This is a genomic window from Neptunitalea chrysea, assembly GCF_027924145.1.
GTDB lineage: Bacteria > Bacteroidota > Bacteroidia > Flavobacteriales > Flavobacteriaceae > Neptunitalea > Neptunitalea chrysea.
The window spans coordinates 39,202-57,141 of the sequence record NZ_BRVP01000006.1; the positions used below are offsets into that span (position 1 = coordinate 39,202).

At 34.5% G+C, this 17,940-nt stretch carries 9 protein-coding genes; 2 read left to right on the forward strand and 7 right to left on the reverse strand.

Going from position 1 to position 17,940, the window contains the following annotated elements; translation table 11 throughout:
• Positions 1–245: 245 nt before the first annotated feature.
• Together NBRC110019_RS05370 and NBRC110019_RS05375 are read left to right on the forward strand one after the other, a co-directional pair.
• On the forward strand, positions 246–8,135 hold the full coding sequence (locus NBRC110019_RS05370) for a LamG-like jellyroll fold domain-containing protein (protein ID WP_281753077.1): 7,890 nt from the start codon (positions 246–248) through the stop codon (positions 8,133–8,135).
• An 87-nt stretch (positions 8,136–8,222) separates the two neighbouring features.
• Positions 8,223–9,134, forward strand: coding sequence for a leucine-rich repeat domain-containing protein (locus NBRC110019_RS05375; RefSeq protein ID WP_281753078.1), 912 nt, complete (start codon positions 8,223–8,225; stop codon positions 9,132–9,134).
• Here NBRC110019_RS05375 and msrA read toward each other — a convergent pair.
• The 7 genes from msrA to NBRC110019_RS05410 form a co-directional block, all read right to left on the reverse strand.
• Entirely contained in the window at positions 9,131–9,796 is a 666-nt protein-coding gene (gene msrA / locus NBRC110019_RS05380; protein ID WP_281753079.1) for a peptide-methionine (S)-S-oxide reductase MsrA, read from the reverse strand. The genes NBRC110019_RS05375 and msrA overlap by 4 nt on opposite strands.
• A gap of 137 nt (positions 9,797–9,933) precedes the next feature.
• On the reverse strand, positions 9,934–13,302 hold the full coding sequence (secA, locus tag NBRC110019_RS05385; protein ID WP_281753080.1) for a preprotein translocase subunit SecA: 3,369 nt from the start codon (positions 13,300–13,302) through the stop codon (positions 9,934–9,936).
• Between the two features lie 82 nt (positions 13,303–13,384).
• The gene (locus NBRC110019_RS05390) at positions 13,385–13,606 is read right to left on the reverse strand and encodes a DUF2795 domain-containing protein (protein WP_281753081.1); all 222 of its coding nucleotides are present in this window, start codon (positions 13,604–13,606) and stop codon (positions 13,385–13,387) included.
• Positions 13,607–13,759: 153 nt separating this feature from the next.
• Positions 13,760–14,335: a cob(I)yrinic acid a,c-diamide adenosyltransferase gene (locus NBRC110019_RS05395; RefSeq protein ID WP_281753082.1), complete on the reverse strand. Its 576-nt coding sequence runs from the start codon at positions 14,333–14,335 to the stop codon at positions 13,760–13,762.
• A gap of 73 nt (positions 14,336–14,408) precedes the next feature.
• Positions 14,409–15,095, reverse strand: a complete 687-nt coding sequence (locus NBRC110019_RS05400; protein ID WP_281753083.1) for an ABC transporter ATP-binding protein — start codon at positions 15,093–15,095, stop codon at positions 14,409–14,411.
• Positions 15,096–15,284: 189 nt separating this feature from the next.
• Complete coding sequence (locus NBRC110019_RS05405) at positions 15,285–16,070, reverse strand: O-methyltransferase (protein WP_281753084.1); 786 nt, start codon at positions 16,068–16,070, stop codon at positions 15,285–15,287.
• Positions 16,071–16,081: 11 nt separating this feature from the next.
• On the reverse strand, positions 16,082–17,938 hold the full coding sequence (locus NBRC110019_RS05410) for an ABC-F family ATP-binding cassette domain-containing protein (RefSeq protein ID WP_281753085.1): 1,857 nt from the start codon (positions 17,936–17,938) through the stop codon (positions 16,082–16,084).
• Positions 17,939–17,940: the final 2 nt, after the last annotated feature.

Genomic DNA, 17,940 nt, shown 5'->3' on the forward strand with positions numbered 1-17,940 from the left:
TAATAATTTGATAACATATCTATTCTGTCGCTATTTCTTTTTTAAGTAGCATAAAACCTCATTTTTTTATTCTATAAAGTTGCTCGTAAGCCTTGAGCACCTATGTTTTTAGGTTAATTTAAAATGAATAATCTAACTATTTCAATTAATATAAGTATAAAACATAGAAGCTTATATCTCCTTTCTGACTATCTATTTTTGCATCGGAATCAATTTTTTATTAACTAAATTTTTTGTGTAACACTATGAAAAAAAGTTTACTACTTATTAGTTTATTCTTTTCGCTGTGTATGAATTTTGGCTTGCAAGCGCAAACCACTATTCCGGGAGATTCATTGGTCTTTGGCCCTATGTTTAGCCCTGTATACCAGAACAAGGTAAGAGTATGGATGCTTACCAAGAATAACACAGGAACGGGGGCTACATTGACCCTTTCTATGACCGGAGCCAGTACGCCAACCACTGAGCTAACCGGCACTGTTTACAATTCAGATGACCGTTTAGATTATTCTTTACGTTCGTTTGAGTTTACCAACTTACAGGTGGGAGAAACCTATACGGCTACCTTACTTGTAGATGGTGTGAGTTCAGGAAGAACATCAACAATCTCTAATGAACAAAGTATTGTTGATGATTTTACGTTTTTAGCTGGAGGATGTGCCAGAATTTTTGATCTTTCTCGTTGTATTGATACACCTGAGTCGTTTACCCACATAAATGGGGATCCGGAAATTTTTAATCATATGGCTGCTGAAGATAGTGATCTTATGGTATGGTTAGGAGATGCGGTTTATTTACTAGGTTTACAGCACGCTGATGGACAATGCCCTGATGGGGTTGACGATTGGGCCAATAAGAATATGGCTTTTGATCGTTATAGATTTTATCGTCAATTTCACGATAGTCTGTTAATGTCAATGCCTCAACTTGCTATTACGGATAATCACGATACCGGACCTAATGAGTTTAATAAAACCATGCCTACGCTAGCGGATACACGTGAAGTTTTTATGGAGTGGTGGCCAAATCCAGAATATTTAAGTACTTCTGAAGGTCAAGGTTTATACTCTTCTTATGTATATAAAGATGTGGAGTACTTTTTGACAGATAACAGAAGCTACCGAGATGGTACAGCGCAACATTTTGGAGATGAGCAGTTAGAGTGGTTAAAGCAAGGGTTGTTAAACTCAACTGCAACTTTTAAAGTAATTATTAACGGAACACCTACATTTAGAGAAATTGGTGGTAGAAACTTTAGTGTGAGTAATCAGGCTGATGAGTTTTTAGCATGGATTCAGGATCATAATATTAATGGGGTATTCTCGTATTGTGCAGATATTCATGATCAACGTTTTATGGTGCGTGAAGGAGATACAAAATACCCTTTATATGATATAATGTCTGGAAACCTGAATTCTGATATTGGAGGTAATGGAGAAACAGGGAGTTATTCTGTGAATTATCAAGCATCTGACGATATACTTTCGGGTGTAAAACATGCGTATGCTAAAAATTCTGTATACGGAGATCCTGGAGACAGAAGAATAAAGATTGAATATGTTGGTTTTGATGGAGTAACATTTTTTGAAGAAATTATTCATGAGCAAATGCTTACGAGTCAAAATTCAGATGCTTTAAACTTATCTTTAGATTTTGCCAATGATGTAGCAGATGCTTCTGTAAATGCACATTCAGTACAAGCAACTAACTATACTTTTGGTACAGACCATGAAGGTACGGCTAATGAGGCTTTAGTATACAGTGCAAATACAACCATGAGTGCTCCTTTAGCTAATTCGTTAACTTTTCATGATAGAGCATATAGTCTTAGTTTTTGGGTAAATCCTGCTAGTATAGGTTCTAAAGCTACTATTTTATCTAATGGCGTTAATGGAGCCGGAGTATCTTTTGGTATTTCAGATAATGGAAACTTAATTTATACCAACCATGCTACAGGTAATACCTTAACAAGTAATTACACCATTTTAGCTAATGATTGGATTTATGTTACTTATAAATATGATAATGTACGAAGAAAGTTAAGTTTATACTATAACGGATTTTTAATTCAGACTTGGAATGGAGTTGCATCTCCTATAGAATCTGGAGCCGATGTAACAATTGGTAACGATTTTGAAGGAAACCAATTTATTGGAAGTTTAGATGATGTTAATTTATATGGTAGATTAATATCTGATGAAGATATTCTTTTAGCAGCAAATGTAGATTCTAATCGTGGAGAGATGTTAAAATTAGCAGGCGGGCAACAAACAAATGTGCCTTCTACTAATGTTAACTCATTATTTACAAACGATTTTACAATAGAGTTTTGGGCTAAATTAAATGCAGATCCAGGAACTAATGTACCTATGTTTTCTTCTCATGGTAGAGTAAACGGAAACTCTACAGGTATTTCTATGGAGTTCAATGATTCGAACCAATTAAACATTGTATTGGGTACAAATGGATCGGGTTGGAATAAGATAGATTCTCAAGGAGATTCTTGGACAGTAGGTGAATGGAACCATGTGGCAGTAACCGCTACTGATGGGGGAGCTATAAAGTATTATTTAAATGGAGCATTTGTTGCCGAAATGACCAATAGTGGTTATGTACCTAACGATTACGGAATGGGATTTGGTTATAGCCCTTACTATGGTAGTGATTTAGCCGGTGGTATGGATGAGTTTAGAATCTGGACAAAAGCTCTAACAGCTGAAGAAGTTGCTGAAAGTATGCATTATCCGTTAGATGGTTCAGAAACTGATTTAGGATTATATTACGACTTTACAGAGTACGATACTACTGGAACTACGGTAATGAGTGAAGGTTCTGTAAATTACTTAATGGATGTTACTACAGCTTCTCTAACTACTTCAACAGCACCAGTAGGTAATATTGGGGTTACCTATCAAGATGAAGTTTTAGGAAAATGGAGTAAAGTAAATTCTGTGAATAGTTATGGACTAAGCTTCTCTGATGCTATTTCTATTTATACAAGTAATATAGTTATTGGTAAACAAGTTAATACAGGGATGGCTGCTGTGCCTAATTTAGCTGATGTTTACTATTTAGAAGGAGGTTGGAAGATAGATCCGTTAAACAGTCCGTTTGCTTCTGTACGTGTAAATTTATCAGAAGCATTAGGAACTTCTGCCGATTCAATAGCCGGAATAGCAGGGCAATTTTATTTATTGAAAAAAGACGAAGGAGCTACAGATTTTACAGTAGTAAAAGAGGGTAGCTTTGATGGTGCTAATGTTAACTTTTACGATACAAATTTAGAAGAGTCAATCTACTATTTTGCATGGGAAGAAGCTGATTTTATCCCTGGAAGAGGAGGAGCTATTTCGTTGACTGATAATCACGAAATGAAAATTCATTATACACCAGCTGAGATTGTTTTAAATGGTACCCACACTTTTGAGTTGTGGTTAAATATACCTAGTGATCCTAGTGACAAGCCTATTCTATCTAACCATGGTAGAGTAAATGGTTTAAGTACAGGTTTTACATTAGAGTTGAATGACAATAATACGCTTTCTGCTGTATATGGTAATAATGGCTCTGGATGGACTAAAGCTTCTACTTCAACCTCATTAAATATGGGAGAATGGTATCATGTTGCTATAACTGCAAATCCTGGTAATGAGGTTAAAATTTATTTAAATGGTGTTTTAGAGTCTAGTACAGCGTTCTCTAGTTATATTGCTAACAACACATGGGAGTTCATGTTTGGAGAAAGCGAAAACTATGGAGGTTCTGTAAACTATATGATGGATGAATTCCGTATGTGGTCTGTTGTTAGAACTCAGGATGAAATTATTGCCGATATGCACCGTATGTTAGATGTTTCGGGAGAAACATTGAAATACTATTTTGCTTTTGATCAGGACGATACAGGTATTCTAGTAAACGAAGGATACAATACAACTACCGATATTACGTATGCAGATGCAACTATTTTGGATGCTACTAGCCCAGTAGCAGATTTAGATGCTGCATATGATAATACCGTTACAGGTAGCTGGAGTATTACCAGTGAAGAAATTAACGGAATGTATGTAGGTGAAAATATTACAGATTATACGAAGAACATTGTTTTTGGTAGAAATGAAGATAATACCATAGCAGAAATCACTAGTACTACAGACGAAACACATTATGTTACCGGAGGATGGTATGCTAGCGTTATGAATATGACTACTGCAGATATTTCTGTTGATTTATCGTATGTTTTTGATAATGTAGCGATGATTGACGCAACGGTAGCTCAGTATTTATTACTTTCTGGAGATCCATCTAGTGCGTACGTTGTTGAAGGTACTGCTACTTCTGTTAATGGGATAGTTACTTTTAATGATGTGGCTATTACTAATGGAATATATTATCTGGCGTATGAAATAGACTTAGCTGCTGCAGTAGCCGAACAAGGAGGAGTTCTTGAGTTACAAGATAGTCATGATGTAGCAATTGATTATACAACGGCAGAAACACTTATGGCAGGAGCTCATACTATTGAGTTATGGGTAAACCTTAGTGAGGCTGCTTCTGGAAGTAATAAAACGATATTGGCTAACCATGGAAGAATAAATAGCCTTACAACTGGTTTTACATTACAATTAGAATCGGGTAATGCGCTTAATGCAATCTATGGTAACAATGGTTCTGGTTGGACATTAACTGGTACGCAAGGATTGCAATTAGGAGAATGGAATCATATAGCAATTGTTGCAGTTCCTGGTTCGGATATTAAAGTGTACCTAAATGGAGAGTTAGAGTCTTCAACGTCGTTTACTTCGTATATACCAAATAGTACATGGGATTTTACTTTTGGTAAAAGTTTAAATTACGGAGGAAGTATTAACTTTAAAGCAGATGAGTTTCGTCTTTGGACTGTTGAAAGAACACAGGATGAAATTAAAGCTGATATGTATAAAACATTAACCACTACAGAACCTAACTTAGCTATTAATTATACATTCAATCAGGATGATAATGGTACTTTGGTAGATGGAGGTAGTGCAACATCAAATATTACATATACAAATGCTGCTATTGTGCCTGCTACAACACCGGTACGTGTGGCAACAGCGCCTTACGATGATGTAGTTGCTGGTAGCTGGAGTGTTAAAAATGATACAGCAGCGGGAATGTATTACGGTTCAACAATTACCGATTTTAATAGCAATATTGTTGTTGGAAAAGAAACGGGTACAACAGTACTACCTGTTTTAGGGGCTGCTACTATAGATACTTTGTATTTAAATAGTAGATTTTATGTAGATCCATTATTTATAACTTCAGGATCTGTACACGTTGACTTAACGGAAATTTTTGATGATTTAAACCAAGTAGATTTAATCGCTAATGATTATTTCTTATTAACCGGAGATCCTGCTACAGCAGTAAACATTATTGCAACAGGTTCTAAAACAAATAATGTGGTAACCTTTGATAATGTTACTTTTGATGAGGAACCTGTGTACTTAGCTTGGATTAATATCAACGAATATCCAGTGGGAACGTTCCCGATTGCTTCTGGAGGTATCTGGAAATACAATGACAATGGAGTAGATTTAGGTACTTCATGGTACGATCCTTCTTATGATGACAATAGTTGGTTATTTGGTAACGCTGTTTTGGGGTATGGAGACGGTATTGAATCTACTACATTAGATTACGGAACCGATGCTAGTAACAAGTACCCTACCTATTATTTACGTCATACGTTTACTGTGGATGATGCATCAGTAATTGGAGACTTAGTATTTAATGTACAAAAAGATGATGGGGTTGTAGTGTATGTAAACGGTACTGAAGCGTTTAGATTGAACATGCCTACGGGTGTTATCACTTATGATACGTATGCATCTTCTGCAATCGGAGGTTCAGATGAAGAAGCTTGGATAGAAGTTGAAACCAGTAACTTATTGGTTACAGGTGAAAATGTAATAGCGGTAGAGTTACACCAAGCAGGTGCAACTAGTTCAGATCTTAGATTTGATATGTCTGTAGATTATAATGCCCCTGCTTTAGATGTTACAGATTATCCTGTAAGTAAAGATGAAGAATGGTATTATTTAGATCAAGGAACTGATTTAGGAACTGATTGGTTAGCTACAGACTATGATGTAATTCCATGGTCTAGAGGAAATGCTCCTTTTGGATATGGTGATACAGTAAATACAACAGTATCTTACGGATCGGATGCTAGTAACAAGTATATTACTACATACTATGTTAAAGATATTAATGTAACGTATAATGACTTAACAGATAACGTTGAGTTTGGATTACGTAGAGATGACGGTGCAGTTGTTTATGTAAACGGTGTAGAAGTATTTAGAAGTAATATGCCAACAGGTACAGTAGATTATTTAACTACCGCTACAAATGCTATTGGTGGTATAGATGAAAATATCTACTTTACTATAGAAGTACCTAAAACAGCCTTTGTAGATGGAGTAAACCGTATAGCGGTAGAATTACACCAAGCAAATGCTACTAGTTCTGATACTCGCTTTGATATGTATCTTAAGAATACAGAAGATTTAGGAATAGATTGTACTACAGAGGCTATCGGATGTTTTACATCTATAAATCCTACATCGCAAACTACCAACTTAATTATACCGCAAGAGCATACCTTCCAAATGATTATGAAAGAAGGAGATGCTTATATGACAGGTGGTGGTAACATGCCGGGTAATAATGATTTTACTTGTTATGTGCCAATTAATGGAAGTAGTGAACAAGGGTATTTATCTGTAAACCAAGAGAACACTCCTGGTGGCGTATCGATGTTAGATATTCATTTAGATACAGCTACTAACTTATGGGTAGTAGACAATAGTCAGGCAGTAGATATATATGATGCAGATTTAGTGACTACTACCAGAAACTGTTCTGGAGGATTAACTCCATGGGGAACTGTAGTTACTGCAGAAGAAACTATGAACTCAGGAGACTCTAACGGAGATGGATATCAGGATGTAGGTTGGTTAGTAGAAATTGATCCTGCTACAGCATCTGTTATCGATCAGGACGGAGACGGATCTAAAGATAAGTTATGGGCAATGGGACGTATGAACCATGAGAACGTAGTAATTACTGCCGATGGAACAACGGCTTATTATGGAGAAGATGGTGGAACTCATTGTGTATACAAATATGTAATGGATACACCAGGTGATTTAAGTGCCGGAACAGTATATGTGTTAAGTTTAGATTTAGCATTATCAGGTAGCGATCCTTCTTCATCAACAGGAACATGGATTGAAGTTCCAAACGATACACAATCTGATAGAAACAACTTAAATACGGTGGCTTCTAGTGTAGGAGGTACTACTTTTAATGGAATTGAGGATGTAGAGATTAATCCTTTAAACAATAAAATCTATTTTACTGCTAAAGGGTTAAACAGAGTATATCGTTTTAAAGATAATGGTGATGGCACTTTTAGTGAGTTTGAAACTTTTGTTGGAGGAATGAGCTATGATGTAAACACAGCTAGTGGTGCACAAACAGAAGCTTGGGCTAATGGAAATGACAACTTAACATTTGATGATCAAGGAAACCTTTGGGTATTACAAGATGGTGGTAAGAACTACATTTGGGTTGTAAGACCAGACCATACTCAAAGTACTCCTAATGTAGAGTTATTCTCATCTATGCCAATAGGGTCAGAACCAACCGGATTAACGTTTTCACCAGATTACAAATACGGGTTCTTTTCTGTACAGCACCCAAGTGGTAGTAATGTATCACAAACTGATGCTGCCGGAAACTCAGTGACTTTTAATGCTTCTGCAACTATTGTAATTTCTTTAGAAAACAATTTAGGAACCTATGGATTAGAAGAGGTTTCAGGAGATTCAAACGGAATTACGTTGTATCCTAATCCAACAGAAGGACTAGTTACATTACAATTCAACGGATCTTACTCAACAGAAGGAATTACTATTGAAGTATTTGACGTGTTAGGAAGAAGTTTAATTACATATAACGATATGTCGTTGGTAAATAAAGAATTATCATTAGACTTAAGATCGTTAAGTGAAGGAAATCAAGTATTATTACTTCAGGTAACTGTTGATGGGGTATCTCAGCAGTTTAAAGTACTTATGAAGTAATTTATACAGAGATAAATTTAGATTAGTTAAGGGAGCCGGCTGTTATAGGCTGGCTCCTTTTTTTTAAACCTATTGAAAATTTTACAAATGAAGTTACACTATATAGTACCAATTTTAATAGTTTTTGCATGTAAGATAGGATTGGCACAGAATGCAAATCCGTTAGAAACACCAGTTTATAGCAGCATGGAATTGGCTATGAAGGATGCTGAAAATGTGTATCAACTTAGCTTACGAGATAAACACCAATTTTATATTTCTAAGGATATAGCTAAATTAAAGAAGCTTACTTTTTTTAATGCTATGGGAAATAATTTAGAGTTCTGGACTCCAGAAATTTTTGCTCTTAAAAAGTTAGAGGTACTAAATTTAAAGTTAAACTCATTAACTTATATACCCAAAGAAATAGCAAAGCTAAATAATCTTCTTAGATTAAATTTAGCTAATAATGGAATTACGAATGTGCCCGTTAGTATTGGCGCTTTAGATAAATTACGCTTTTTACATTTGTCTATTAATGTTATCACTGAAATACCTGGTACAATAAAGGGCTGTAAAGATTTAGAAGTGTTAGAATTAGATAATAACCAGTTGAGTTTTTTACCAATAGAAATTACATCTCTTAAAAAGTTAAGAGTGTTAAATATCGGATATAATCAGTTTAACGAGCTGGAACCTGAATGGACTGTATTTAAGAAATTAGAGGAGCTAAATGCAGAACACAATAACTTACGTGCTATCCCTACCGAATTAGGTGAATTATCTAGTTTAAAATCATTGCTTTTAAATAATAATAAATTGGTTTCGTTACCAGAATCATTAACTAATCTGCAGCAGTTAGAATTATTATTAGTATCGAATAATAATATATCTAAAATGCCTCATGATCTTGAAAAGCTAAAAAACTTAAAAACACTTATTCTAAACGGTAATCCGATTAGTTTGTTAGAGCAAAATAGAATTAGAAAGTCGCTTCCTAATTGTAAAATATATTTTTAGTTCGTTTCATTAAACTTTTTCTTGAACTGTTCTAATCTTGGTTTAGATACACGTTTTATATAGGGATTAAAAGGATTTTCCTCCTCATAGTTTTGATGATAAGCTTCAGCTTCCCAAAAAACGGCAAATTTTTTAACTTCGGTAACTATAGGTTTTTTGAATGTGTTTTCACGTGTAAGTTTAGCAATATAATCTTCGATTATTTTCTTTTCCTCTGCTGTTTTGTAAAAAGCTATCGATCTGTACTGAGGGCCTCTATCGGGTCCTTGTTGATTTAGAGTAGTGGGGTCATGAGAATCGAAGAAAGCTTTAACAAGGGTTTTAAAACTAACTTTTTTTGGATCATAAACAACCTCAACCGTTTCAGCATGGCCTGTAGTGCCTGTGCTAACTTCTTCGTAAGTAGGGTTTACTGTGGTGCCTCCTGAGTACCCCGATATGGCTTCTTTAACACCATCTATACTTTCATAAATAGCTTCTACACACCAAAAACAACCACTTGCAAAATAGGCCTTTTTATAGGTTTTATCTGAGGTGTTATTGGTGTTCATTGTATATGTAGAATCTACCATGTTAGATTCAGCTTTAACAGTTTTCTTAGGAACATCATTACATGCAGTAAGTACGATGCTCGATAGTATAATAATAAACCAGTTTTTCATTTGCTACATTTTAGGAAAAGATAGCTTATTTAATTGGCATATTATGTTGTTGATTTGTTAAAACAATAGAGCGTATGTGCTACTAAATATAAAAGGTCTGCATTTAGCAGACCTTTAATTTATATGGAAACTAGTAATTAGTTTTCTTCGGTTAGTACCCATTCACCTTTACTAATTAACGGCTCGGCTTGTTTGTATTTTACCGTTTTGCTTTGACCGTTCATTACGTTTTTAATGGTAACTTTATCGTTTCTTCCAATTTTAGGTTGGTCTCTAACAATAGTTTCGGTCACCTTAGGTTGCTGACTTTGGGTTTGTCCTGCAGCTCTGTTTTGAGCAGCTAACTCATCGCTATTAGGAATTTCTTCTTTAGAAGTTTCTAATTTTTCCTTAGGTTTTCTTACCTGAGCTGCTTCTTTAATGTTTGAGGTATTATTTTGAGGAAGTTCTCCTTTAAATAAAAATGAGAGAACATCTTTATTAACTTTTTCAAGCATTTCTTTAAAAAGGTTGAAGGCTTCAAATTTATAAATTAATAAAGGATCTTTTTGTTCGTGAACAGCAAGCTGCACAGAATCTTTTAACTCATCCATTTTTCTTAAATGCGTTTTCCAGGCATCATCAATAATGGCTAACGAAATATTTTTTTCAAAATCGTTGATTAATTTTTTACCATTAGATCCATAAGCCTCTTTTAAGTTGGTTACTACATTTAAGCTTTTTTCTCCATCGCTAAACGGAACAACAATACGCTCATAAGTGTTATTAGGGTTTTCATAAACTTCCTTAATAACAGGGAAGGCTGTAGCTATTTTGAGCTCTACTTTATCTGTATAATAAGCAGAAACCGCTTTATATATTTGAGGAATTAAAGTACTTGTTGAAGCTTTGTTAAATTCTTGCTCAGAAACCGGAGAGGTCATAGAGAAGTATTTTATAAGTTCATACTCAAAGTTTTTATAATCGTTAGCAGTTTTATTAGTTTCACAGATAATCTCTGTGGTATCATAAATCATGTTAGCGATATCTACCTTAAGACGTTCTCCTCGTAAGGCGTGCTTTCTCCTTTTGTATACAACTTCTCTTTGAGCGTTCATTACATCATCATACTCCAATAATCTTTTACGAACCCCAAAGTTGTTTTCTTCTACTTTTTTCTGCGCTCTTTCAATAGATTTGGTCATCATTGAGTGTTGAATAACTTCACCATCTTCAAGTCCCATTTTATCCATCATCTTAGCCACTCTTTCAGATCCGAATAAACGCATAAGGTTATCTTCAAGAGATACGTAGAATTGAGAACTACCCGGATCTCCCTGACGACCAGAACGACCTCTTAACTGTCTGTCTACCCGACGAGAATCGTGACGCTCGGTACCAATAATAGCCAAACCACCGGCTTTTTTAACTTCATCAGATAATTTAATATCCGTACCACGACCAGCCATATTGGTTGCAATAGTAACAATCCCTGGGTTACCTGCTTCTGCAACAATATCAGCCTCTCTTTTGTGCATTTTCGCATTTAATACATTGTGGTGTATTTTTCCACGTTGCAACATACGGCTCAGTAATTCAGAAATTTCTACAGAGGTAGTACCAATAAGTACCGGTCTTCCTGCATTAGAAAGTTTAATTACTTCTTCTATTACTGCATTGTATTTTTCACGTTTTGTTTTGTAGATAAGATCTTCTCTATCGAATCTTGCAATAGGGCGGTTAGTAGGAATTTCAACTACATCTAATTTATAGATTTCCCAAAGTTCACCAGCTTCTGTAATTGCTGTACCAGTCATCCCCGATAACTTACCGTACATTCTAAAGTAATTCTGTAAGGTAACTGTAGCATAGGTTTGCGTTGCAGCTTCAATTTTTACATTTTCCTTAGCTTCAATTGCTTGGTGCAGACCATCTGAATAACGTCTACCATCCATTATCCTACCTGTTTGCTCATCTACAATCATTACTTTGTTTTCCATTACCACATATTCGGTATCTTTTTCAAACAAAGTATAAGCTTTAAGTAATTGGTTAAGCGTATGTATACGTTCTCCCTTAATACTAAAGTCTTTAAAAAGATTTTCTTTTAATTCTGCCTCTTCTTCAATAGGTAAATTTTGCTTTTCAATAGCAGCAATAGCAGTACCAATATCTGGCATTACAAAGAAGTTTTTATCGGTGCTCTTCTCAGAAAGATATTCAACTCCTTTATCGGTAAGTTCTGTTTGATTGTTTTTCTCGTTGGTAACAAAATAAAGATCCGCATCTACCTTAGGCATCTCACGGTTATTATCTTGCATATAATAGTTCTCAGTTTTCTGTAAGATTTGTTTAACACCTTCTTCACTTAAGAACTTGATTAAGGCTTTATTTTTAGGTAACCCTCTGTGTACTCTTAATAATAAGAAACCACCATCTTTTGTATTTCCTTCTGCTATTAATTTTTTAGCTTCAGCTAAAATTCCGGTTAAGAGTTTACGTTGCATAGTAACCAACTCAGAAACTACAGGTTTCAGCTCGTTAAATTCGTGCTCATCACCTTTAGGAGTAGGACCAGAAATAATTAAAGGAGTACGGGCATCATCTACCAATACAGAATCTACCTCATCTACAATCGCGTAGTTATGTTTTCTCTGTACTAAATCAGTAGGGGAGTGTGCCATATTATCTCTTAGGTAGTCAAAACCAAATTCGTTGTTGGTACCGTAGGTAATATCAGAGTTATAAGCTTTACGTCTTCCTTCAGAGTTGGGTTGGTGCTTGTCGATACAATCCACTGTCAATCCGTGGAATTCAAATAAAGGAGCCATCCAAGCACTATCCCTTTTAGCAAGGTAATCATTCACAGTTACAAGATGAACCCCATTTCCGGTTAATGCATTCAGATAAACAGGTAGGGTAGCTACTAATGTTTTACCTTCCCCAGTTTGCATCTCTGAAATTTTACCTTGGTGAAGTACAATACCACCAATTAGCTGTACATCGTAATGAATCATGTCCCATGTAACCTCTTTTCCGGCGGCATCCCATGAGTTACTCCAAATAGCTTTATCGTCTTCTAGAGTAATATAGTCTTTATCTCCAGAAAATTCTCTATCGTATGCTAAGGCTGTAACCGTAATGGTTTTGTTTTTAGCAAAACGTTTAGCAGTTTCTTTAACAACTGCAAATGCTTTAGGAAGTAAATCGTTTAGCTTGTTTTCAGTAATAGTATACGCATCTTCTTCCAGCTTATCTATTTGAGTATATATATCCTCTTTGGCATCGATATCCTCTTCAGTATCAGCCTTCGTTTTAAGCTCTTCAATTTGCTTATCAATTTCGCTCCTCTCTTTCTTAATCAGCGCTTTGAATTCGGCTGTTTTTCGTCTGAGTTCGTCATGTGAAAGCTTTTCGAATTCTGCTTCGTTCGCTTTGATAAGATCTACTAAAGGCTGAATTTCTTTAACGTCCTTCTGCGCTTTATCTCCTACAAAAATTTTAATAAGTGAATTAATGAAACTCATTATTCGTATGTTTTAAAAATGGTTTTAAAATTAAACAAAAAAAAAGCCTCCAAGGAGACTTTTTAAAAGTTAATTTTCTCTGTTAGTATTCATCTTCATTCCAGAGGTAATCTTCCTCGGTTGGATAATCCGGCCAAATTTCTTCAATAGATTCATACATGTCCCCTTCATCTTCCATTGATTGCAGGTTTTCCACTACTTCTAATGGGGCTCCAGTACGGATAGCAAAATCAATAAGCTCATCTTTGGTTGCCGGCCATGGCGCATCATCTAAATAAGACGCTAGTTCTAATGTCCAGTACATGTGCTAATAGGTTTTAATTTATTTGCAAAAATAAATTTTTATGTTAAAAAGTCAAGTAAATTTAAAATTAATTAAACTTTTTTTCAGAGAACGTTTTTTTACCTCTATTTCATTAAAAATAAGGGAATAAAAAGCTTTAGAAATTGCGATAAATTAAGAATTCTTTTCAGGAATCCATTTTATTTCCTCAGCGTTCAAATCTTTAGACAACTTTCGTGCCAATACAAATAAATAATCAGATAGGCGATTAAGGTACTGAATAACTGTCGGGTCAATGGGTTCATTTTCGTTAAGAAGGCAGCTTATACGCTCTGCACGTCTACATGTGGTACGGCCAATATGACAGAATGACACACTTTGGTTACCTCCAGGGAGTATAAAATGCGTCATAGGCGGTAACTCTTCGTTCATTGCATCAATTTCACGCTCTAATAATTCACAATCCGATTCAGAAATTCTAGAAATATTAAGTCTGTTTTTGCCGTTTTTCAACGTTTCCTTTTCAGGAGGAGTAGCTAAAATAGCACCAATAGTAAAAAGCTTATGTTGTACAATGTTTAAAATTTCCTTTGTTTCGGCGGTTATAGGCTGATCTTTAATAAGTCCTATCCATGAATTAAGCTCATCTACGGTTCCGTAGGCGTCTATACGTATATGATGTTTAGGGACTCTGGTACCACCAAAAAGAGCCGTAGTGCCTTTATCACCGGTTTTTGTATATATTTTCATAACATGCTAATTATTGGTAGCAAGGTACAAAGTTTCGTAAAGGAAACCAGATGTTACTTGTAATAAGTATATTTTAATGAGACTTTCTTTCGTCGCTTTCTATTTGTCCGTCTCTTAAACGTATGATTCTATGCGCATGTTCTGCTATGTCTTCTTCGTGTGTAACTAAAATAACGGTATTTCCTTTAGAATGAATATCATTAAATAAATTCATAATCTCAATAGAAGTTTTGGAGTCTAAGTTACCAGTCGGTTCATCGGCAAGAATAATAGAAGGGTTGTTTACTAAGGCCCTGCCAACTGCAACTCTTTGTCTTTGACCACCCGATAATTGGTTAGGTTTATGATCCATACGATCGCCTAATCCAACATCTTCTAATACTTCAACTGCTCGTTGTTTTCTTTCTGTTTTTGTAGCACCGGCATATACCATAGGTAACGAAACGTTGTCTAAAGCAGAGGTTCGAGGCATTAAATTAAAGGTTTGAAAAACAAATCCGATTTCCTTATTTCTAATGTCAGCAAGTTCTCCGTCAGACATTTTACTTACATCTTTTCCGTTAAGAATATAGGTGCCCGAAGTTGGAGTGTCAAGACATCCAAGAATATTCATTAGAGTTGATTTACCAGATCCTGATGGTCCCATAAGAGCAACGTACTCGCCTTTATTAATTTCAAGATCAATACCTCTTAACACATGAACAATTTCCGAACCTAGTTTAAAATCTCTTTTAATATTGGAAATAGATATAAGACTCATTGTATAAACTTTAAAAGTTAGATTACTCGATAATCGAGATTAAATGTTCCGAGATTTGTCTCGAAATTAAAATATAAATTTTTGCTAATGCTTTGTAGACTTGCCTTCTAAGTGAACAGTTGCTGTTTAACTATTTTGGTAGCCCTGTATTAGCACATTGCCTTATTAGTTGCAGAACTTATTTATTTGTTACAGCCTAATAATAAAATTCTGTTTTACCTGTTCTTTTCTAAAAAAAACAATCCCCCAATAAAAAGAGTCTATTGTTACGGTAACCTCTGGATGTAGCTTTATTAGTTCCCAAGCTTCGGTCATTTCTATCGACCAATGTATGTCATCAAAAATCCAAATAGAGTCGTTGTGTTTACTTGATAATAATTTGTTGAAATAATCTAGCGTATCTTTTTTAGTGTGATTACCATCAAAATAGATGAGGTCGAAAGTAGTGGTTTGCTGATTTTGGATTGAATTTAAGTAGGTTTTGAATTCAGTTTGAATAATTTCTGAATTCTTACTATTAAATTTTGTTAATCCCGTTTTTGCCGCATTAACAGTATTTGGGCATCCTTCTAGTGATATAACTTTGGAGTTTGAATTACCAAAAGAAAGTGCTGCTGTTGCCAAACCTACAGAGGTTCCAATTTCAAGAATACTTTTGGGGTTAAAGTATTTTGTAATTCTATATAATAGTTTGGATCTTCTTAGAGTGATTCCTGCAGTTGTTGCAATTTTATTAATCGAACGATTAGAGTTTTTAAAAACTTTTGAACCTGCGCCAAAGTCGGTTACAGAAATTGTTTCTTTATTGTTTAATAAATATTCTCTGTGTTCTTTCAATAATTTGTAATCCTCAAGATTACTTTTATCATAACAACATTTGGTTATAAAATCATAAACGAAAGGAGAATGCACACCGTGTTCATTAGTAGACTTACATAGAAAAATAAAATATTGTTTGATTAAATAAGTATTCATTTTAGATTTTATTATTCCATTTTTTCCATTAACTCCATCCAGCGCATTTCTTTTTCTTCAATTGAGTCAAGAATTTTTTGAAGTTTTTCAGACGCCTCATTTACCTTGTCTGTAGTAATAGTTCCGTCTGCAAATTTAGCTTCCATAATTTCCTTTTCTTCAGCTAGTTTTTTTAAATCTTTTTCAATTCTATTGTATTCTTTTTGTTCGTTATAAGATAAAGCTGAGTTGGCATCTTTCTTCCAGTTTCTCTTTTCCTTTTTTACTTCTGTTTTTTCTTCAAGAAGGGTACTATCTTCATACATTCTGAAGTCTGAATAGTTTCCAGGGAAATCTTCAATTACTCCATTACCCCTAAAAACAAAAAGGTGGTCTACAATTTTATCCATAAAATAACGATCGTGAGAAACTACCAATAAACAGCCCGGATAATCTAATAAAAAGTCTTCGAGCACGTTTAAAGTAACAATATCTAAATCGTTAGTAGGCTCATCCAGAATAAGAAAGTTTGGATTTTGAATAAGTACAGTACATAAATACAACCTTTTTAATTCGCCTCCACTTAGTTTTTCAACGTAGTCATATTGTTTTTTTCGGTCGAACATGAATCGTTCTAATAATTGAGATGCAGAAATAACCTTTCCTTTAGTAAGAGGAATATATTCTCCAAATTCTTTAATTACTTCGATTACTTTTTGTTCTGGTTTAACAACAATACCCGATTGAGTGTAGTATCCTATTTTAATGGTGTCACCAATAATAATTTTACCTTTATCAGGGGTAATTGATTTGGTTAGTAGATTTAAGAAGCTCGATTTTCCTGTTCCGTTTTTTCCTATTATACCTGCTCGTTCGCCTTTTTTAAATGTGTATTCAAAGTTTTTAAGAATATCTTTATCTCCAAAAGACTTAGAAACGTTATGGATTTCTATGATTTTACTTCCAAGACGTTCCATGTTTATTTCTAGTTGAACCTGATGTTCTTTTCTACGTTGATGTGCTTTCTCTTTAATTACATAAAAGTCATCAATTCTAGATTTTGATTTAGTAGTACGCGCTTTAGGTTGTCTGCGCATCCAATCAAGTTCTTTGGTATATAAGTTTTTAGCTTTTTCTAGTGAAGAAGCCTCCGCTATTTGTCTAGCATCTTTTTTTTCAAGATAGTAACTATAGTTTCCTTTATATTGATAAAGAGTTCCGTTGTCAATCTCAATAATCTCATTACAAACTCTTTCAAGAAAAAAACGGTCGTGAGTAACCATAAAAAGCGTTATTTTTTCTTGCGCAAAGTAATTTTCTAACCATTCAATCATTTCTAAATCTAAATGGTTGGTAGGTTCGTCAAGAATTAGTAAGTCTGGTTTGCTTATTAAAATTTGAGCTAAAGCAAGTCTTTTTTTCTGCCCTCCAGAAAGATTTTTTACTTTAAGAGATAAGTCTTCGAGTTTTAGTTTGAAGAGAATTTGCTTGTATTGCGTTTCAAAATCCCAGGCGTTATGAAGTTCCATTTGTTCAAATGCTTTTTGATAAACATCTGTGTCTTCTGGGTTCTTAAGAGCTATTTCATAATTATGAAGTACTTGTAAAATAGGTGAATCTGATTGAAAAATAGTTTCTTCAATAGATAATTCAGGGTTTAAAATAGGTTCCTGTGACAAGAATGAAATATGGATGCTATTTCTGTAAACAACTTGCCCTGAGTCAGAGGTATCGTTTCCTGTAATTATATTTAATAAAGATGTTTTTCCTGTTCCGTTTTTAGCAATTAATGCTATCTTTTGATCTTGATTAATTCCAAAGGAAATATCGGAAAACAACACACGTTCTCCATATGATTTTGATATGCTTTCAACAGATAATAAATTCACTT